At 67.9% G+C, this 19,624-nt stretch carries 18 protein-coding genes; 13 read left to right on the forward strand and 5 right to left on the reverse strand.

Annotated elements, in window-relative coordinates:
• Positions 1-15: 15 nt before the first annotated feature.
• The 4 genes from AC1DW0_RS03190 to AC1DW0_RS03205 all read left to right on the forward strand — a co-directional run bounded on the left by AC1DW0_RS03190 (position 16) and on the right by AC1DW0_RS03205 (position 4,203).
• Entirely contained in the window at positions 16-540 is a 525-nt protein-coding gene (locus AC1DW0_RS03190; protein ID WP_457356593.1) for a GNAT family N-acetyltransferase, read from the forward strand.
• Positions 537-1,193 carry a lytic transglycosylase domain-containing protein gene (locus AC1DW0_RS03195; protein ID WP_457356592.1) on the forward strand — a complete coding sequence of 219 codons (657 nt, stop codon included), beginning with the start codon at positions 537-539 and terminating at the stop codon, positions 1,191-1,193. The genes AC1DW0_RS03190 and AC1DW0_RS03195 overlap by 4 nt, the downstream gene beginning before the upstream one ends.
• Complete coding sequence (gene parC / locus AC1DW0_RS03200; RefSeq protein WP_457393992.1) at positions 1,190-3,517, forward strand: DNA topoisomerase IV subunit A; 2,328 nt, start codon at positions 1,190-1,192, stop codon at positions 3,515-3,517. Before AC1DW0_RS03195 ends, parC begins: the two co-directional genes overlap by 4 nt.
• Before the next feature lie 203 nt (positions 3,518-3,720).
• Positions 3,721-4,203: an FxDxF family PEP-CTERM protein gene (locus AC1DW0_RS03205; RefSeq protein WP_056196142.1), complete on the forward strand. Its 483-nt coding sequence runs from the start codon at positions 3,721-3,723 to the stop codon at positions 4,201-4,203.
• Between the two features lie 111 nt (positions 4,204-4,314).
• Here the strand turns inward: AC1DW0_RS03205 and AC1DW0_RS03210 are convergent, their stop codons facing one another.
• From AC1DW0_RS03210 to AC1DW0_RS03225, 4 genes are all read right to left on the reverse strand, one after another.
• The gene (locus AC1DW0_RS03210) at positions 4,315-6,336 is read right to left on the reverse strand and encodes an alpha/beta hydrolase family protein (protein WP_477944907.1); all 2,022 of its coding nucleotides are present in this window, start codon (positions 6,334-6,336) and stop codon (positions 4,315-4,317) included.
• A 65-nt stretch (positions 6,337-6,401) separates the two neighbouring features.
• Positions 6,402-6,899: an outer membrane protein assembly factor BamE gene (locus tag AC1DW0_RS03215; protein ID WP_477944908.1), complete on the reverse strand. Its 498-nt coding sequence runs from the start codon at positions 6,897-6,899 to the stop codon at positions 6,402-6,404.
• Positions 6,900-6,907: 8 nt separating this feature from the next.
• Positions 6,908-7,948: a quinone-dependent dihydroorotate dehydrogenase gene (locus AC1DW0_RS03220; RefSeq protein ID WP_477944909.1), complete on the reverse strand. Its 1,041-nt coding sequence runs from the start codon at positions 7,946-7,948 to the stop codon at positions 6,908-6,910.
• Between the two features lie 14 nt (positions 7,949-7,962).
• Positions 7,963-8,904: a LysR family transcriptional regulator gene (locus AC1DW0_RS03225; protein ID WP_477944910.1), complete on the reverse strand. Its 942-nt coding sequence runs from the start codon at positions 8,902-8,904 to the stop codon at positions 7,963-7,965.
• 100 nt (positions 8,905-9,004) lie between these two features.
• Here AC1DW0_RS03225 and AC1DW0_RS03230 point away from each other — a divergent pair, with 100 nt between their 5' ends.
• The 9 genes from AC1DW0_RS03230 to AC1DW0_RS03270 all read left to right on the forward strand — a co-directional run bounded on the left by AC1DW0_RS03230 (position 9,005) and on the right by AC1DW0_RS03270 (position 17,656).
• Entirely contained in the window at positions 9,005-9,931 is a 927-nt protein-coding gene (locus AC1DW0_RS03230) for a DMT family transporter (protein WP_457447055.1), read from the forward strand.
• 28 nt (positions 9,932-9,959) lie between these two features.
• Positions 9,960-11,081, forward strand: a complete 1,122-nt coding sequence (locus tag AC1DW0_RS03235; RefSeq protein WP_477944911.1) for a 3-deoxy-7-phosphoheptulonate synthase — start codon at positions 9,960-9,962, stop codon at positions 11,079-11,081.
• A gap of 103 nt (positions 11,082-11,184) precedes the next feature.
• Positions 11,185-11,616: a DUF2141 domain-containing protein gene (locus tag AC1DW0_RS03240; protein ID WP_477944912.1), complete on the forward strand. Its 432-nt coding sequence runs from the start codon at positions 11,185-11,187 to the stop codon at positions 11,614-11,616.
• A 12-nt stretch (positions 11,617-11,628) separates the two neighbouring features.
• A complete protein-coding gene (locus AC1DW0_RS03245) occupies positions 11,629-13,107 on the forward strand; it encodes a carotenoid oxygenase family protein (protein WP_477944913.1) in 1,479 nt (492 codons plus the stop codon).
• Positions 13,108-13,296: 189 nt separating this feature from the next.
• Positions 13,297-13,968, forward strand: coding sequence for a PEP-CTERM sorting domain-containing protein (locus AC1DW0_RS03250; protein WP_457356584.1), 672 nt, complete (start codon positions 13,297-13,299; stop codon positions 13,966-13,968).
• A 17-nt stretch (positions 13,969-13,985) separates the two neighbouring features.
• Entirely contained in the window at positions 13,986-14,600 is a 615-nt protein-coding gene (locus AC1DW0_RS03255; protein WP_457356583.1) for a PEP-CTERM sorting domain-containing protein, read from the forward strand.
• Between the two features lie 5 nt (positions 14,601-14,605).
• Positions 14,606-16,366, forward strand: coding sequence for a glycoside hydrolase family 16 protein (locus tag AC1DW0_RS03260; RefSeq protein WP_477944914.1), 1,761 nt, complete (start codon positions 14,606-14,608; stop codon positions 16,364-16,366).
• A 53-nt stretch (positions 16,367-16,419) separates the two neighbouring features.
• Positions 16,420-17,079, forward strand: coding sequence for a ribose-5-phosphate isomerase RpiA (rpiA, locus tag AC1DW0_RS03265; protein WP_056196174.1), 660 nt, complete (start codon positions 16,420-16,422; stop codon positions 17,077-17,079).
• Positions 17,080-17,083: 4 nt separating this feature from the next.
• Positions 17,084-17,656 carry a hypothetical protein gene (locus AC1DW0_RS03270; protein WP_457394310.1) on the forward strand — a complete coding sequence of 191 codons (573 nt, stop codon included), beginning with the start codon at positions 17,084-17,086 and terminating at the stop codon, positions 17,654-17,656.
• A gap of 11 nt (positions 17,657-17,667) precedes the next feature.
• On the opposite strand, the gene AC1DW0_RS03275 is transcribed toward AC1DW0_RS03270, so the two are convergent.
• Positions 17,668-19,224, reverse strand: a complete 1,557-nt coding sequence (locus tag AC1DW0_RS03275) for a M4 family metallopeptidase (RefSeq protein WP_457394312.1) — start codon at positions 19,222-19,224, stop codon at positions 17,668-17,670.
• Positions 19,225-19,624 lie beyond the last annotated feature (400 nt).

Consider the following 19,624-nt stretch of genomic DNA (forward strand, 5'->3'; position numbering starts at 1 on the left):
CCGGCGGGAGGTCCCATGAGCCTGCGCCTGCGCCCAACCATGCTGTCCGACCTCGACTGGGTCGTCTCGGTCGAGCGCGACGGTACCAACCTGCCCTTCATCACGCCCTGGGAGCGCCCGCAGCACGAAGGCGCCATCCGCTTTCCCGACTCACGCCACTTCATCCTTGAAGAAGGTGACGAACTGGAACGCATCGGCTTTGTCATCCTGCAGGGCTGCCGCAACCCGAACGGCTCGGTCGAGCTGAAGCGCCTGGTGCTGCAGGCCAAGGGCCGCGGCCTGGGGCGCTCGGCCGTACGCCAGCTCAAGGCCATGGCTTTCACGCAGCTGAAATCCCATCGCTTCTGGCTGGACGTGACGGCGCTGAACACGCGCGCCCTCGAGCTGTATCGCAGCGAAGGCTTTGTCGAGGAAGGCCGGCTGCGTGAGAGCGTGCGCGTGACGACCGATGGTGCCGACGGCTATGACTCGCTGATCGTCATGTCGCTGCTGGACCGCGAATTCCAGGCGCGCGTGGCCCTCGGGCTGGAGGCCGCATGAAGCCATGGCTGTTCCTGCTGCTGGCCGGCCTGGCACTGCCGGTGCATGCCGAGCTGTGGGGCTATGTCGACTCAGCCGGCATGGCCCACTTCGCGCCGCGCCAACTCGACGCGCGCTATGCCCCCGTGCTCGGCAGCGTCGGCATGAAGCGCGTGCCGGGCAAGACGGACGCGGGCCTGGCGCTGCTGAACTGGCTGGACATCGCTCCCGAAGTGAAGGCCGTCCAGCCTTGGGTGCGCGAGGCCGCCGCCCAGCACGGCGTGGACGCCGACCTGCTGAAGGCCATCATTGCGGTCGAGTCCGGCTACCAGCGCAACGCCGTGTCCCCGCGCGGCGCAACGGGCCTGATGCAGATCACGCCCGAAACGGCCAGCCGCTACGCCTCGCCTGCCGAGGCGGCGCGCTTGATCGAGCCCCGTATCAACATTCACACCGGCGCCCGCATGCTGGCCGATCTGATGCGCCGCTTTGGCCGCATCGACGCAGCCTTGGCGGCCTGGAATGCCGGCGAAGGCGCCGTGCGCCGGGCCGGCAACCGCGTGCCCGACATCGATGAAACCCAGGCCCACGTGCATCTCGTCCTCGAGTTGTACTGGGCCCTGCTGCAGCAGAGCCAACCGGCCCGCGCGCAGCGTTTGACCTTGCATCCATGAGTTCCCAGACCCCCATCGACTTCAACCCGCCCACCGACGACGGTGGCGACAACACGCTGACGCTGGGCGCTTACGCCCAGCAGGCCTATCTCGAATACGCGCTCAGCGTCGTCAAGGGGCGCGCGCTGCCGTCCTATGCCGACGGGCAAAAGCCCGTGCAACGCCGCATCCTCTACGCGATGCAGCGCCTGGGCCTGGGCTGGAGCGGCAACTCCGGTGCCAAGCCCGTCAAGGGCGCCAAGGTCGTCGGCGACGTGCTCGGCAACTTCCACCCGCATGGCGACCAGTCGGTCTATGACGCGCTGGTGCGCATGGCGCAGGACTTTTCGCTGCGCTACCCGCTGATCGACGGCCACGGCAACTTCGGCAGCCGCGACGGCGACGGCGCTGCGGCGATGCGCTACACGGAAGCGCGCCTGGCGCCCATCGCCCGCCTGGTGCTGGACGAGATCGACGAAGGCACGGTGGACTTCCGCGCCAACTACGACGGCACCACGCAGGAACCGGTCGAGCTGCCGGCGCGCCTGCCCTTCGTGCTGCTGAACGGTGCCAGCGGTATCGCCGTGGGCCTGGCCACCGAGATTCCCAGCCACAACCTGCGTGAGGTGGCCGCTGCGGCCGTGGCGCTGCTGAAGGACGACAAGCTCTCCGACGAAGCGCTGTTCGATCTGATCCCCGGCCCGGACTTCCCTGGCGGCGGCCAGCTGATCAGCGCGCCTGAGGACATCCGCGCGGCCTACACCTCGGGCAGGGGCAGCCTGAAGGTGCGTGCCCGCTGGAAGATCGAGGATCTGGCGCGCGGCCAGTGGCAGCTCGTCGTCACCGAGTTGCCGCACGGCACCAGCGCGCAGAAGGTGCTGGAAGAGATCGAGGAGCTGTCCAACCCCAAGGTCAAGGCGGGCAAGAAGACACTGTCGGCCGACCAGTTGCAGCTCAAGGCCAGTCTGCTGGCGGTGCTGGACGGCGTGCGCGACGAGTCCAGCAAGGACGCGGCCGTGCGCATCGTCTTCGAGCCCAAGAGCCGCACCGTCGAGCAGCAGGACCTGATCAACACGCTGCTGGCCCACACCAGCCTGGAGAGCAGCGCGCCCGTCAACATGACGATGATCGGCGCCGACGGGCGGCCGACACAGAAGAGCCTGCGCCAGGTGTTGGCCGAGTGGGTGGGCTTCCGCCAGACGACGGTGCGCCGCCGCACCGAGCATCGCCTGGCCCACGTCAACGACCGCATCCATGTGCTCGAAGGCCGGCAGCTGGTGCTGCTGAACATCGACGAGGTCATTCGCATCATTCGCGAGTCCGACGAGCCCAAGGCCGCGCTGATCGAGCATTTCAAGCTCAGCGACCGTCAGGCGGAAGACATCCTTGAAATCCGCCTGCGTCAATTGGCACGGCTGGAGGCCATCAAGATCGAGCAGGAGCTGTCCAAGCTGCGCGATGAGCGCACGAAGCTGGAAGACATCCTCGGCTCCACCTCGGCGCTGCGCCGCACCGTCATCAAGGAGATCGAGGCTGACGCCAAGCAGTTCGGCGACGACCGCCGCACGCTGATCCAGGCCGACAAGCGCGTCGTTGCCGAAGTGAAGATCGTCGACGAGCCGGTCACCGTCATCGTCAGCCAGAAGGGCTGGGTGAGGGCGCTCAAGGGCCACGAGGTCGACATCGCCGCCCAGACCTTCAAGGCCGGCGACACGCTGTGGGGGGCTTTCCGCTGCCGCAGCGTCGATCCCCTCATCGTGGTCGGCAGCAACGGCAGGGTCTATTCCGTCCCCATCTCGACCTTGCCCGGTGGCCGTGGCGACGGCCAGCCCATCACGACCATGATCGAGCTGGAGACGGGCAGCCAGATCGCCCATTACGTTGCCGGTGCACCGAACCAGCGCCTGGTGTTTGCCGGTTCGACCGGCTATGGCCTGATCGCCCAGATCGGCGACCTGGTCGGGCGCCAGAAGGCCGGCAAGACCTTCCTTGCGCTTGACGACGGCGAGCTGCCGCTCCTGGCCGCAGTGCCTAACGACGCAGTCGCTCTCCAGCTTGGCGTGCTGAGCGCCCAGGGGCGTCTTTTGAGCTTCCCGCTGGATGAACTCAAGCACCAGCCCAAGGGCGGCAAGGGTCTGATGCTGATGGACCTGGAGGCCAAGGACAGCGTGGCGTCCATCGCCTGCTTCACGACCCAGTTGCGCGTGCTCGGCAGCGGCCGCGGCGGCAAGCCGCGCGAGGAATTGCTGAAGAACCAGTCCTTGGCTGCCCACGCTGGCAAACGCGCCCGCAAGGGCAAAGCGGTGGACGGCCTGCAGAAGGTCGCGCGCCTGACGGCCGAATAAGGTGCATGCGCTCAGAAAAGGTGACAGCCGGCCGTGACTTGGTGCACATCTGACAAAGCTTAGGGCGGCGTTTACAAGTTGCTACAAACCCGGCCCGTGATGTCCCTAGTGCAAGGGGTATGCAGGCGATTCAACAGTCTTCGCTGCACTGCACAATGGTTTCCGGCGGTTGTGCTTGACCGTCCAAAGTCAGGAGCTACGCAATGAAATTGAAAAACCTCGCCGCCGCATCCGTGGTGGCTCTAACCGCGCTCAGCAGCCAAGCTGCTTCCTTCAACTGGGGGGCGCATGATGCGTTTGAAGTCGGTGGCAACACCGTCTCTGGCGCCGTGTTCGACACCTTTTCGTTCTCGCTTGGTACCAGCAGCACGCTGACCAGCAGCGTGATCGCCAATCCCGGCAGTTTCTTGGGTTCGGCTTACACGCTGTACTCCTCAGGAGCTGACCACATGGTTGGTGGCGGTGACGATTCCTTTGTGGGCGCTTGGGGATTTAACACCGCAAACACCGTGGCGCTGGGTTCGGGCAGCTACTACTACTCCGTCCTGGGTGGCGCTACCGGCTCGTCCACATACGCCATCAGCTCTGTCGCGGCTGCGGTGCCGGAACCCGAAACCTACGCCCTTCTGGGTGCAGGCCTGGGCGTCATCGGCTTCCTCGCCTCGCGTCGCCGCCGCGATTCCTGATCGCGGTTGAACTGCCTGCGCGCTCCCAACGGCGCGCAGGCAGCTCACGACCCGTACAGCCCTGGTCATCCTGATCCAGGGCTTTTTCATGGGCGTCTCAAACTCGATCGACTAAGGGGTGGCCGCTGCGGCGCCGATGTGGCGCTCCAGGAAGCGCTCCACGCGGCCCCAGAAGTCCACGCTCGTCTCCAACGAGCGCCAGCCATGGCCCTCGTTGGGGTACACCACCCATTCCAGGCTTCGATGGCCTGCGGCTTCCAGGGCCTTTTTCATGTCGACGCCCTGCTGGACCTCAACGCGGCGGTCCTCGGCGCCATAGGCCATCAGCAGCGGCTGCTTGATCTTGGCGGCGAGCTTGACGGGCGCATTGGTGGCCAGCATCTCCGCGTCGTTCACCGGGTCGCCGACCAGCAGCTTGAGGTCGTGTTCGGCCCACATGCTCTGAATGTCGGTGTGGCTGCGGCTGAACAGCGAGGCCGGGTCGGTAACCCCCGCCCACTCGAAGCCGCAGCGGAAGAGCTCCGGGTTGCGCACCAAGCCCATGAGCGTGGCGTAGCCGCCGTAGCTGGCACCGGCGACGCAGATGCGCTTGGGGTCGGCGAGCCCTTTGTCGACGGCCCATTGGGCGGCGTCGGCGAGGTCGGCCTGCATGGCCTGGCCCCATTGCTTGCGGCCAAGGTTTTCATGGTGCTCTCCGTAACCCTCGCTGCCCCGGAATTCCGGCTCGATGACGAGGTAACCGCGGTTGGCGAGGAATTGCGCCATGTCGTTCCAGTACCAGTGATTGCCCCGCACCCAGGGGCCGCCGTGCACGAGCACGACCGCTGGACGCGAGGCGGCCGCACCGAGCGGCTTGGTCAGTTGCACGGGCATGGCCAGGCCGTCGCGGGTCTTCACGCGCAGAACCTCGCGCTCCGCCATGTCGGCGGCACGTACGGACGGACGCGACCGGAACAGCATCTTCAGCTGGCGGCTGTCGCGGTCATAGGCGTAAATGATTTCAGGCTGGCGGTCGGATGCGGCGTGGATCAGCACGCGCTTGTCCTTCAGGCAGTCGCGGCAGCTGATGGCGTTGACGGTGGCGGGTAGCAGCTTGTCGATCTCGGCCTGCAGGGCCTTCATGTCCTTGTCGAACCAGGCGGTGTCAGCGGCATCGGCCTCGTAGCGCAGGCCGATCAGCCGGCCGCTGTCGCGGTCCAGCACCGGGCGGCCGGCCCAGTCGTAGCCACGGATGGAGAGCAGGGTCTGGCGGCTGTCGCCCATCGCGCTGAGGCGCTGCACGATGCGGATGTCGCCCTTGGACTCGGCCGCGTCATGGCCGGCCACGAGCAGGTCACCGCCCGGCAGGCGCGCCAGCGGCATCGGCATGGGGTCGATGTTGCGGCGGCCGGAACGCCAGAGCTTCCAGGACCGGGTCTCGGCGTCGAAGAGATGCACGCCGAAGCCCGCGCCCTCCATCGTGATGCAGGCCTGCGGCTGGCCCTTGCCGTCCACCAGCCACTCGGCCACGCGGTTGGGCACGTTGTCGGTAACCAGCGTCAGCTTGCCCGTGCGCGTGTTGAGCCGGCCCAGCACCTCGTGGCTGAACTCGCCGTTCTCGTCCCAGGTGTAGCGCTGCACCATGACGTCGTCGCTGTCGTCGTCCAGCGCGCGCAGCAACCGCCAGTTCCAGGGCAGCAGTTTGTCAACGGCTTCCTTGATGCGCGTGCCGGTCTGGGCCTGGCCGGGGTTGATGTTGAAGCGCGTGGAGATCAGCTGCGTCACCTCGCCGCTGCGCACGTCCAGCACCCAGAGGCCCGTGGAGACTGGCGTGTCGCGCAGTTCGTGGCGCTGCCAGGCCTGAAAGACCAGCCGGTTGGGATTGAGCCAGTGGACGCTGGCGACGTCGAGCCGGTCCACGGCTGCGACGACGTCGGTGGGACTGTCGTCGTCTACCCGAGCCAGCGCGAGCTTGGTGCGCTCGCCAGGGCGGTTGACGAGGACGGCGACGCGGCTCTGGTCAGGCGACAGCACGGCGCGCTCGAAAGCCGGCGGCCTGAAGAAGGCCTCGATGGGTAGCTTGGGCGCCTGGGCGCCGGCGAGTGCAGACGACAACAGGGCCAGCGTGACGCTGGCCTGCGCGATGATTCTCATGACTTCTCCCTGAAAACGGGGCCGAAGCCTACTCGACCCGCAACGGTAATGTGCCCTTGCGGGCGTCAATCATCGAAGCCTGGGAAGAGCCGGCTCGGGAACACCATGCTCTGCGTCGTGCGAACGACGGCGCCGTCCTTGAAGTGGACGTTGAAGCGCAGGCCATAGCCCGCCTGGTCGGGCTCGATGGTCCAGTCCCAGACGTCTTCGCCGCTGAGGCGGAAGAACACGCGCGTGCGCTCGCGGCCGAGGATTCGGCTGACCTGTTCGGGCGTCATGCCCGGCTCGATGCGGGCGCGGCCGGCAGGGGAGAGGCCGTCCTCGATGCGGACCAGCCGGCCATCGGTGGCCAGGCGAACCATGTAGCTGTGCCGGCCCATAGGCTGGCTCGAATATTCGAATGTCCGGCCGCCGTCAGCCTCGGGCCAGGTGCGCACCGGCTGGCCATAGAGTGCGATGACGTCCATCTCGCCGCTGACGCCGGGCTTCAGCCGCGCATCGCGATCCGGCGTCGCGCAGCCGGTGAGCAGTGCGGCGCAGAGAGCGAGGGCGGCGAGTCGCATGGCGATATTCAACGCTGGGCCAGGGCCCTCGCGCAGTCGCTGACGAGGCCCGGGCCCTTGTAGATGAGGCCGGTGTAGACCTGCACAAGGTCGGCACCGGCGGTGATTTTGGCGCGCGCGTCGGCACCGCTCATGACGCCGCCCACACCGATGATGGGATAGCCCGCCGGCAGGGCTGCGCGCAGCAGGCGAATGACGCGGTTGCTGGCCTCGAAGACCGGGGCGCCCGACAGGCCACCCATCTCGTTCGCATAGGGCAGGCCCTTGACGGCGTCGCGCGCGATCGTCGTGTTCGTGGCGATGACGCCATCGATGCCGTTGGCCTTCAGCGTCTGGGCGATGACGGCAACCTGGTCTTCCTCCAGATCGGGCGCGATCTTGACGAACATCGGCACGCGCCGGCCGCTCTGGCCGTCGAGCTGTTGCTTGCGCTGCTGCAGCGCGCCGAGCAAAGCATCCAGCGCTTCGTCGCTCTGCAGCGCGCGCAGGTTCTTGGTGTTGGGGCTGGAGATGTTGACGGTGATGTAGTCGGCATGCGGATGCACGCCCTCCAGGCCGAGCAGATAGTCGTCCGCCGCGTTCTCGATGGGTGTGGCGGCGTTCTTGCCGATGTTCAGGCCGAGGATGCCGCCGGCCTTGCGGAAGCTGTGGGCGCGCTTCACGTTGGCGATGAAGCTTGCGAGCCCCTCGTTGTTGAAGCCCAGGCGGTTGATCAGCGCGTGGGCTTCGGGCAGGCGGAACATGCGCGGCTTGTCGTTGCCGGGCTGGCCTTTGGGCGTCACGGTGCCTACTTCGATGAAGCCGAAGCCCATCGCGCCCAGGCCGTCGATGCAGCGGCCGTTCTTGTCCAGGCCGGCGGCCAGGCCGATGCGGTTCGGGAAGCGCAGGCCGGCGATGGTGACCGGATCGCTGATGCGTTCGCCGCACCAGAGCAGTTGCGCGGGCGTGTTCTGCAGCTTCGCGATGCTGTTCAGCGTCAGCTCGTGGGCGTGCTCGGGGTCCAGGCCGAACAGGAAGGGGCGGGTAAGGGCGTAGGGGATCAACGGCATAGCCCTTGATTCTCTCAGTCGCGATCCCACGGGGGCACGTCGCCCATCTTCTCCAGCATGAAGTCGATCAGCGCCCGCACCTTGGGCGCCGGGTGGCGGCTGGGCAGGTAGACGGCGTAGAGGGTGTCGGCGTCGGCCAGGCCGCCGACCGGCTGCCAGTCGGGCAGCACGGCCCTGAGCCGCCCCGCGCGCAGGTCTGCGCCGACGGCATAGGTGGGCAGCACGGCCAGGCCCAGACCGGCCAGGGCGGCCACGCGCAGGGATTCGCTGCTGTTGGCCGTCAGCCCGCTTTCGAAGCGCAGCGCGCCGCGGGTCTCGACCTCGGCTTCGCCCTGCTCAGGGTGGCGAAAGCGCCAGCGGTCGGGGGACTGCAGATAGCCAAAGCGCAGGCAGCGATGGCCGGCGATGTCGGCCACGGCCTGCGGCTCACCGTGGGCCTCCAGATAGGCCGGCGCCGCACACAACACAAAGCGGATGGCTGCCAATCGCCGCGCGACAAGCCCATCGGAAGGCTTGTGCGTCAGTCGCAGCACGACATCAAAACCTTCTTCGGCCAGGTCGACATAGCGGTCGTTCAGCCCCAGCACGACGTCGATCTGCGGATGCCGGGCGCAGAACTCCGCCATCAGCGCCGTGAACTGCAGATTGCCGAAGGCGGTGGATACCGACAGCCGGAGCACGCCGCGCGGCTCGTCACGGCGGCCGGCCAACTCAGTCTCCAGCGCCAGCGACTCGTCCAGCAGCCGCAACGCGCGCTCGTAGACGGCCTGGCCCTCGGCCGTTGGGCTGACGCTGCGCGTCGTGCGGTGCAGCAGCCGCGTGCCGAGCTGGTCCTCCAGCCTCACCACCTGCTTGCTGACGGCCGACTTGGTCGTGCCCAGCAGGCGTGCGGCGCCCGAAAAGCCCTTGGCGTCGACGACGCGGGCGAAGGCTTGCAAGTCTTCAAGGCGGCCCATGGTAACTGTGCTCCATTTGGAAACTCTGAATCGAATATTTGATGGATTGTGTCCTGAGCCATTGATTCCTAGAGTGCAGTCATCCCTTCAAGGAGTCGTCATGTCCACCACCACGCTGTCGCCCTGCATGGCCCGGTCCTTCCGGCCCAGCCTGTTCGACCGCCTGCTGAGCGCCGCTGCCGCGTCCAGCCTGCCGCTGCTTTTCATCCTGCTGTGGAGCAGCGGCTATGTCGCCGGCAAGCTGGCCCTGCCGCACACCGGGCCGCTGACCTTGCTGACCCTGCGCTTCGGCTTGGCAGCCGTTGTGCTGCTGGCCGTCGCCATGGCCACCGGCGCGCCCTGGCCGCACCGGGCGCGCGGTTGGGCGCATCTGGCCGTCGTCGGCCTGCTGATGCAGGTGCTGCACTTCTCTTGCATCTACTTCGCCTTGCAATGGGGCCTGAGCGCCGGCGTGGCCGGGCTGCTGATCGGGCTGATGCCGCTGGCGACGGCCCTGGGTGCCCACCTGTGGCTGGCCGAGCGCATTGGCCAGCGCCAGTTGCTGGCATTGCTCGGCGGCCTGGTGGGTGTGGGCCTGGTCATCGCCGACAAGCCTCTGAACGGCGCCTGGACCGCCTACGCCGTGGCCGGCCTGGGCCTGCTCGGCCTCGTCGCCGGCACGCTCTACCAGAAGCGCTTCTGCGCCCACATGGACTTGCGCAGCGGTGCCGGCGTGCAGATGGCCGTGTCGGCCCTGGCCGTTGCTGCGGTGGCAGGCCCGACCGAAGGATTTGCCATCGACTGGGCGCCCGAGCTGATCGGGTCGTGGTTGTGGCTGGGCCTCGTCAACTCCATCGGCGCCTTCAGCCTGATGTTCATCATGATCCGCCGCGGCCAGGCGGGGCAGGTGGCGCGGCTGTTTTTCCTGATCCCCGGCGTGTCGGCGCTGATGGGATTCGTGTTGCTGGGCGAGCGCCTGGAGCCGTTGGCGCTGGCCGGTTTTGGGCTCTCTGCGCTGGCCGTGTGTTTTGCCGCTGCCAAGCGGTGAAAATGCGGGGCTTCCCAGGAGCCCCGCAATGAAACCTTTGGACGATCCCCACCACGACCGCGAAGCCGGCTCCCGCGACGAAACCCGCGACACCACGCGTACCGACGACACCCGCATCGGTGCCGTCCGCGCGCTGATCAGCCCGGCCCTGCTGCTCGAAGAGCTGCCCATCCCCGACGCGACGCTGGAGCTTGTCGAGCAGGCCCGCCAGCAGATCAGCGACGTGCTGCATGGCCGCGACGACCGCCTGCTCGTCATCGTCGGCCCCTGTTCCATCCACGACCACGACCAGGCGATGGACTACGCCCGCCTGCTGAAGACGGCGCGCGAGGAACTGAGCCGTGACCTGCTGATCGTCATGCGCGTCTACTTCGAGAAGCCGCGTACGACGGTGGGCTGGAAGGGCTACATCAACGACCCGCGCCTGGACGGCAGCTTCCACATGAACGAGGGCCTTCGCCTGGCGCGCCAGCTGCTGCTCGACGTCAACGCGCTGGGCCTGCCGGCCGGCACCGAGTTCCTGGACCTGCTGTCGCCGCAGTACATCTCCGACCTGATCGCCTGGGGCGCCATCGGCGCGCGCACCACCGAGAGCCAGAGCCACCGCCAGCTCGCCTCGGGCCTGAGCTGCCCGGTCGGCTTCAAGAACGGCACCGACGGCGGTATCAAGGTCGCCAGCGACGCCGTGCTGGCCGCCAGCAGCGCGCATGCCTTCATGGGCATGACCAAGATGGGTACGGCCGCCATCTTCGAGACCCGCGGCAACGAGGACTGCCACGTCATCCTGCGCGGCGGCAAGGCGCCCAACTACGACGCGGCGTCCGTCAACGCTGCCTGCGATGCGCTCAAGACCTCGGGCCTGCGCGAGCAGGTCATGATCGACTTCTCGCACGCCAACTCCAGCAAGAAGTACGAGCGCCAGGTCGATGTCGGCCATGACGTCGCGGGTCAGATCGCGGGCGGCGATGCGCGCATCACCGGCGTCATGATCGAAAGCCATCTGCAGCCTGGTCGCCAGGATCTGGCCGAGGGCCAGACCAAGGCTGACCTGAAGCCCGGCGTGTCCATCACCGACGCCTGCCTGGGCTGGAGCCAGACCGAGCCGCTGCTGCGCGAGCTGGCTGCAGCCGTCCAGAAGCGCCGGGGTTAAGTCCACTCGCGCCGCCCGGCGCCCACCCGTCGCAGCGCGCTCGCGCCGCGGCGGGGCGATCTCCAACATTCAGCCATCCCACTGCTGAACCCTGGAGATCGCGATGAAACACCAAGCCCTTGCCTCCGCCCTGCTTGCCCTGCTGCCGCTGTGCAGCCAGGCGGCAGACGTCACCCTCGAAGTCGAGGGCCTGGACACGAGCCGCCTGCAGGGCGCCACCCTGATGGTGGCCGTCTTCACGGAGCCGGCCAACTGGCTGCGCCAGCCGCAGACCGGCCTGCGCTTCGTTCTCGGCCCCGAGGCCACTGGCGGCAAGTTCAGCGTCGTGCTCAAGGACCTGCCCGAAGGCCCGCTGGCGCTCAGCCTCTTCCAGGACGCCAATGCCAACGGCCGCCTGGACATGAACGCCATGGGCATTCCGGTCGAGCCCTACGGCTTCTCCAATAACGCTGCTGGCACCTTCGGCCCACCGGAGTTCGAGCAGGCCGTCGTGACACCGGTGACCGGTGCGTCGGTCAAGGTCAAGCTGAACTGAGCGGGGACGGCCATGAGCACGACCCGTCGTTCACTGCTGACCGCGCTGCTGGCCGGCGGCCTCAGCCCCGAACTGCTGGCCCTGGGCCTGCCGATCGATACCTTCGCTGCCGATGCGCCGGAACTCTTGCCGCTGCGTGGCTTGAATGGCGAGAACCTGGACGCCAGCGCCGTCGTTGAAGGGCGCCTGCCCGCCGCGCTGCGCGGCCGCTACTTCCGCAATGGTCCTGGCCTGATGCAACGCGCCGGCCAGCGCTACCACCACTGGTTCGACGGCGATGGCCTGGTTCAGTCCTGGACACTGCAGGACGGCCGCGCCAGCCACCGCGCCCGCTTCGTGCAAACGACCAAGTTCCGCGCCGAGCAAGAGGCCGGCCGCTTCCTGCTGCCCGCTTTCGGTACGGCCATCAAGGCCGAACTGCCGGTGCGCGGGCCCGACAGCGTCAACGTGGCCAACACCAGCGTGCTGATGCAGGGTGACTGCCTCTACGCCTTGTGGGAGGGCGGCAGCGCCTATGAGCTGGACCCGGCGACGCTCGCGACGCGCGGCGTCAAGACCTGGGCGCCTGAGCTGCGTGGCATGCCCTTCTCGGCCCATCCCAAGGTCGAGCCCGACGGCACGGTGTGGAACTTCGGCACGGCCAACGGTCGGCTGGCCGTCTATCAGCTCGATGCCGCCGGTACCGTGCGCCGCCATGCGCTGCTGGATGTGCAGGCTCCGGCCATGCTTCATGACTTCGCCGTGTCGCAACGCCACCTCGTCTTTCTGCTGGCGCCCATCACCATGGACATGGCGGCCGTGCGCGCTGGCGCCTCCATGGTCGACGCGATGCGCTGGGCCGGCGAGCAACCGACGCGCGTGCTCGTCGTCGACAAGGCCGACTTCTCGAAGCAGCGCATCTTCGAGATGCCGGCCGTCCAGGTCTTTCACTTCGGCAATGCCTGGGACGACGGCCGCATGCTGCGCCTGGACTATGTGCAGAGCACGCCGCTGCCGGAGTTCAACGCCGGCGCCCGGCAGAGCATGCGCGGCGAGCGCACGGCGCGCGACGTGTCGACGCCGCGGGTGCTGCAGATCGACCTGGCTAGCGGGCGGCTGAACATCGCTGCGCGCGACGAGGCCGTCGAGTTCCCCGTCGTCGACCCGCGAGTCGTCGCCCGGCGCCACCGCTTCGTCTGGTACCCGACGGCCATCGATATCGGCGCGCGCTGGGGCTTCAACGGCCTGATGCGGTTGGACATCGACAGCGGCGCGCGCGAGCGCTTCAGCTTCGGCAACGACACCGTCGTCGAGGAGCATGTGCTGGTGCCCAGGCCTGGCAGCACTCGGGAAGGCGAGGGCTGGCTGGTCGGCATGGGCTATGACATTCAGCGCCGGCGCAGTTTCTTCAGCGTCTTCGATGCGATGCGCCTGGCCAACGGCCCGCTGGCGCGCGCCTGGCTGCCCTACGCTGTGCCCTACGGCTTCCACGGCAAGTTCTACGCCGCTTGACCCTCAAGCCCCCCTGCTTCGAGAACGGGGCAGGGGACTCCGCATTGACAGGCTTTTGCAAGCCACCTATGGTCGCGCCGTTTGTTGAAAGCGCTTTCAGAAAGCGCTTTCACTTTCGGCGATCGGCAGCAGTTCGTCGTCGCCACGTTTCGGGATTCCTTCCCCAGTCAACACCATGGAGACGACAACATGCTGAATCTGAAGACCTGCGTGGCGATGGCCACCCTCTTGCTGGCCGGCACCGCCGGCGCAGCCACCACCAACGCCTTCGCCAACGGCGGCTTCGAAGCCGCGGCCGGCCCGGGCCAACTCGCCGCGGGCTGGTTGACGGCCGCCACCAGCAGCCCGGCCACGCTGTCCAGTGACGCCCACTCCGGCAGCTTTGCCTTGCTGCTCAGCGCCCCCAACGGCTTCGATGCCTCCATCGCGCTGCAGGACTCCGTCGGCCATGGCGGCATGCCCGTGCTGGGCGCCGCCAATGTGGGCGACACGCCCTGGCTGAGCTTCTGGGCCAAGGGCGACGCCAGTACCACCGGCAACGCCTTCGTCACGCTGCGCTACATGGGCGCCAACGGCATCATCAGCACGGCGCTCAACCAGCAGTTCCAGGGCCAGTTGAGCACCAGCAGCTGGACGCAGGTCAGCTTCCAGGCGGCTGCCGTCCCGGTCGGCACCACCTCGGTCTTCATCGAGATCGGCACCGCCGTCGGCCCGATCCTGGAGAACCGCGCCAACGCCGTCCTCGTCGACGACCTCCAGTTCGCGATCCAGACCGCCGCCGTGCCCGAGCCCGGCAGCTACGCGCTGTTGCTGGCGGGCCTGGCCACCGTCGGCGCCATCGCCCGCCGCCGCCGCGCCTGAACCCGAGGAGACAAGCCATGCAAGCCAAGATTCACACCCTCTCCGGGATCGGCGCGTCGCTGCTGCTCTGCGGCCTGGCCGCCCACGCCAGCGCCGCCGGCACCGTCGTCATCAACACCTATGGCCCCGGCGATGACGTCAGCGGCTGGGCCTCACTGCTGGGCCAGGGCCAGGACCTCGCCGTCGCCTTCGATATCAGCAGCGCCACCACCATCCAGTCCATCCTCACGTCCATCGACGGCGTGGGCGGCATCACCGTCGGCATCATGGCCCGCCAGGGCGCCGTGCCCGCCGGCAACAGCTGGCTCTACAGCACGCACCTGACCGATCCCTGGGCCAACACGGCGTTGGCGCCCAGCGGCTGGAACCTGGCCGCCGGCAGCTACTGGCTGGTGACCCAGGCCGACGCCGGCTTCGCCGGCCAATGGCAGAGCGGCACCGATTCGCCCAGCGCCGCCTGGGCCTTCTCCTCGTCCGGCAGTTGGCAGGCGGTCAACACGGGCTTCACCGGCGCGCCGGCCACCCGCATCACCGTCACCAGCGCCGTGCCCGAGCCCTCGACCTACGGCTTGATGGGCCTGGGCATCCTGGTCGTCGGGGCCCGCCTGCGTCGCAACCGCCAGCAAGGATGAATGCCATGAATCGCCAAACCCTCATCGGCGGCCTGCTGCTGGCCGCCAGTGCCATCGCTTCCGCCAGCGTCACCAGCCCCGTCATCGGCAAGCTGCTCTGGTCCGAGGAATTCAACGGCGCCAGCCTCGACAGCGCGCTCTGGTCGACCTATGACGGCAACGGCTGCCAGATCGGCCTGTGCGGCTACGGCAACCAGGAGCTGGAGTACTACCGCCCCAACAACCTCAGCATCGTCAACGTGCCTTTCGAGCCTGCCACGCGGGCCCTGGCCATCACGGCCAAGCGCGAGGTGATGGGCGCCAACCAGTTCACCTCCGGCAAGCTGGACTCGGCGGGCAAGGTGCAGGTCAAGTACGGGATGATCGAAATCCGCGCGGCCACGCCGTCGGTCGGCGTCGGCCTGTGGCCGGCCCTGTGGCTGCTGGGCACCAGTCCGCAGGCCTGGCCGCGCAAGGGCGAGATCGACATCATGGAGCAGGGCGGCCGCCAGCCCGCGGGCCTGCCCGCCGTGTCGCCGGACCAGTTCGTCGGTTCCAACGTCATCACCTTCAACCAGGCCGCCTGCGTGCCCGGCAACGAAAGCTGCGCCGCGTCCACTGCCTGGCAGACCAAGAGCTGGGTCACGCCCACGCGCTCGTTGGCCAACCGCTTCGTGCTGTATCGCCTGTATTGGACTGACACGCAGATCCGCTTCACGCTGGTGGACAACGGCCGTGAACTTGACATGTACAAGGCGCCCATCTCCACGGTGGGTTCGCCAGCGCTGCAGGAGCCGTTCTATCTGCTGATGAACATGGCTGTCGGCGGCAACTTCACGCCGGCCGCCACGCCTGCGCAGATCACCGCGCCGTTGCCCGCGACGATGTACGTGGACTATGTGCGTGTCTATGAGCTGGACGGCAAGGGCGAGGTCAAGCTGGGCGTCGGCATCACGCCGGAGGCCGGCAAATTCGGCGTGTTCACCGACAACACGCCTGTCAACAACAGCCAGGCGCTCGGCACGTCGGCGGACTTCTTCATCTGGAACACCGGTTCCATGGGTGGCGGCAACATCCCGGCGTTTGAGGGGTCCAACGTGCTGGCGCTGAACTACTTCGCGCCGGGGCAGTGGTTCGGCGGTGCCGTCCAGTCGCGCCAGGTGCACGACATGAGCGGCTTCCGTGGCGGCAACATCAAGCTGAAGATCAAGGCGCCGGCCAATGTGGCGTTCAAGATCGGCATCCTGGACACCTACACCAACCACAGCTGGGTGACCTTCCCCGCCAACACCACGGCCTATGGCCTGGTGCGCAACGGCGAGTGGGGCACGGCCACCATCCCGGTGGCCGAGATCGCCGGCCCGCTGGTGGCGCTGCAGTCCATGAACTCGCTGTTCGAGTTCCTCAGCGTGGACGGCTCCAATCCGGCCGCGTCCTTCCAGATGGCCTTCGACGACATCATCTGGGACTCGGGCGTGGCGGCTGTGAACGCCGTGGCCGTGACGGCGCCGGTGCTTGCCAAGACGACCGCCGTGCCGACGGCCTCGACGCAGGCCGGTGCGACCACCCTCGAACTCGCCGCCAACGCGACGGGCTGGGTAGACGCGCACTACACGGTCAACGGTGGCGAGACCCAGACCGTGCGCATGCGCCAGGACGGCGCTGCCAGCCGGTACACGCTGGGAGGGCTGAAGAAGGGTGACGTCGTGGAATACCGATTCACGTCCTGGGACAGCAGGAGCCAACTGGCCACCGATTCGGCGGTCAGGAGCGTGGTGATGAAGTGAGCCGGACCGGGATCGGCGTTGTTCACCGCGCCGATCCCGGACAATCCGGGCCCATGAATCAAGACCAGCTCAAGCAACTCGTCGGCCGTGCGGCTCTGGACTATGTTCCCGCCGGTCAGATCCTCGGCGTCGGCACCGGCTCCACGGTGGACTGTTTCATTGATGCGCTCGCGGCCAGCGGTATCGCCATCCCCGGTGCGGTGTCGAGCTCGGAGCGCTCGACGCAGCGCCTCATCAAGCATGGAATCCCCGTGCTGAATGCGACAGAGGTGGAGCGGCTGGCCGTCTACATCGACGGCGCCGACGAGATCGATGGCCAGGGCTTCATGGTCAAGGGCGGTGGTGCCGCGCTGACGCGCGAGAAGATCGTGGCGGATCTGGCCGACCAGTTCGTCTGCATCGCCGACGAATCCAAGCTCGTGCAGACCTTGGGCAAGTTCCCGCTGCCTGTCGAGATCGTCCCGATGGCCGCCGCCCAGCTGGCGCGCCGTTTTGCCAAGCTCGGCGGCGAGGCCAGGCTGCGGGCCGGCGTCGTCACCGACAACGGCGGCCACATCCTCGACGTGACGGGCCTGTCCATCACCGACCCACTGGCCTTCGAGGCCGAGGTCAGCCAGTGGCCGGGCGTCGTCACCGTCGGCGTGTTCGCCCGCCACAAGGCCAGCGTCTGTCTGCTCGGCGGTGCCGACGGCGTGAAGACCCTGAAGTTCTGACCGCATGCCGCGCGAGCCCCTCGGCTTCGATGCGGCATCGCACGAGAGGCACCATTGGTGGCGCAGCCTGCTGTTCAAGCTGGCCGTGTGCGGCGCCGCAACGGCGCTGCTGTGGTGGGCGAGCGGCTGGGCCGGCATGCTGGTGGCGCTGATGCTGTGGGGCCGTGCCTTCGCGTCCGATCTTGTCGCCCTGGGCGAAACGGTCGGGCGGGGCCTGAAGGCACTGGCCTTCCGGCCCGTGCAGGGGCGCTACTACGCGTTCAAGGGCCACCGCATTCGTGTGCTGGACGATGACATCGAGCGCCACCGCTGGATCGCGCTGGAGGATTTGTCGATGGCCCTGGGTGCGCCGATGCCGGCCGCATCGCTGCGGCGTCGCCATCCACAGTCGGTGCGCGAGCAACGCGACGGTAGCTATGTGCTCGATGAGGTCGTCCTGACCTGGCTGCGCGAGCAGCGCGGGGATCGCGCCGGGCGGTTGGCGCACTGGGTGGAACGTGAGGTCTGGTACCCGGCACGCGGCCGCAAGGCCAGCTACGCCCAGAAAAAAGGGGCGTCCGAAGACGCCCCCGATTGAGCCCGCTCGGCTCAGTTCCTGCCGACCGCGCTCCAGGCAGAGGCCACGGCATTCGCCTCGGCGCTGCCGGTCCCGTAGAGCTCATTGGCGGCGGCGATGGTGCCACTGCGTGCGCCAGCGTAGTTGGTGGACGAAGTGAATTTCGTCGTCAGCGCCCGGTACCAGATCTTGGCGGCCTTGTCCCGGCCGATGCCCGTCAGCGAGCCCGCGCCGGTGGCGACGCGGGTGTTGCCGGCCACGCAGGTCGGGCTGTTGCCGTAGGCACTGTTGGTGCCTTCGGCGAGCAGGAAGAAGAAGTGGTTGGTCACGCCCGAGCTGTAGTGCACGTTGAGATTGCCCACGCCCGAGTACCAGCAGTCCGCCGATGCACCGTCGGCGCTGGGCTTGACCATGCTGCGCAAGGCCCCGCCGCCCACCATGATCTTCTCGCCGATCAGGTAGTCGCCCGGGTCGCTGGCATTGGCGGCGTAGAACTCGACCATGGTGCCGAAGATGTCGGAGTTGCCCTCGTTGAGGCCGCCGGACTCGCCGGAATAGGTCAGGTTGGCCGTGCGGCTGGTGACGCCGTGGCTCATCTCGTGGCCGGCCACGTCCAGGGACACCAGCGGCTTGATGCTGGTGCCGTCGCCGTCGCCGTAGGTCATGCAGAAGCAGGAGTCCGACCAGTAGGCATTGGCGTAGTTGCGGCTGTAGTGGACGCGGTTGTAGGCACCCTTGCCGTCATTGGCGATGCCGTTGCGGCCATGCACGTTCTTGTAGTAGTCCCAGGTCATGGCCGTGCCGTACTGCGCATCGGCGCCAGCGCTGGCGGCGTCGCTGGTCGCGTTGTTGCCCCAGCTGTTGTCGGCGTCGGTCATGACGCTGCCACCGTTCTTGCGGCCGCCCATGCTGATCGTGTAGGTGCCGCCGCGGCTCGGGTCGCGCAGCTCGTAGCCGCCGCTGATGCTGTTGGTCGTCAGCGCCACGTTGCCGCTGTACAGCGTCTTGCCCGTGCCGTTGGCGGCCGCGGTGTGGATGTCGTCCCAGGCGTCGAGCTGGCGGGCATCCAAGGCGTCGACGATCACATGCTTCTCGAACGGCGTGCCATCGGCGCTTTCTCCGGAGACGGGCACGTCCCAGGCCAGGGCGGGCGCCTGGTCGCGGGCATAGATGACGAGTTCGGGTTTGCCGGCATCGCCGTCCATCGTGCGCAGCACGGCCATGGCGGCGCGATTGGCGTTCAGGGCCGGCTTGGTGGCGATGCCGTCCAGGCGCCAGCGCAGGTTGTGGTGCATGGCGCGCAGGGTGCCGAAGCGGTCGGTCTGCACGATGAGGTCGCCGCCGATGACGCGCAGGCCCGCGACGCTGCGGTCCAGGCGCACATGGCTGCCGCCGTCGCTGTCGATGACGATGTCGCGCACGCTGTAGCTGTGCTCGCTGCCGTGCAGGCTGAGGCCGGGAAACTGGCGCACATGGCCTTCGGCGCGGCTCTTCAGTGCGTTGGCGTCGGCGCGATTGGACTGGGCCTGGGCCAACGAGGCCGTGAGTGCCACGCTCAGCAGCGCGAGGCGAAAGATCGGGCGAAACATCGGGAGCTCCTGGTTTGTTGGAAAGCGCGGCGGGTCTGCCGCAGGGTGCGCCGGTGCGGCGCTGGCATGACTTTGCTCACCCATGCCGCCGCGCGGGCTGGGAACATCCCGGGTGTGGCGCTGGGGCGCAACAAGCCGGGCGACCTTTGGCGTTTCAGGCTGTAAGGGCGGCTCCCACCACGCTGGGCACCGGCGACCTTGCCCCTGAACGAGGGACGGGCGGCCCCTGATTCCCAAAAGCAAAGAGCCGGGCATTGCCCGGCTCCCGTTCAATGGCGCTGCGTGGCGCGGCTCAGAAGGTCTCCCAATCGCCGTCGTCCTTCGCCGGCGCTGGCGCAGGCCGCGGCGCGGCTGCGGGCGCCGACCTGGCCATGGGCGCGGCGGCCGGCCTGGCGTTGGC

The sequence above is a fragment of the Roseateles sp. P4_D2 genome (assembly GCF_056401875.1).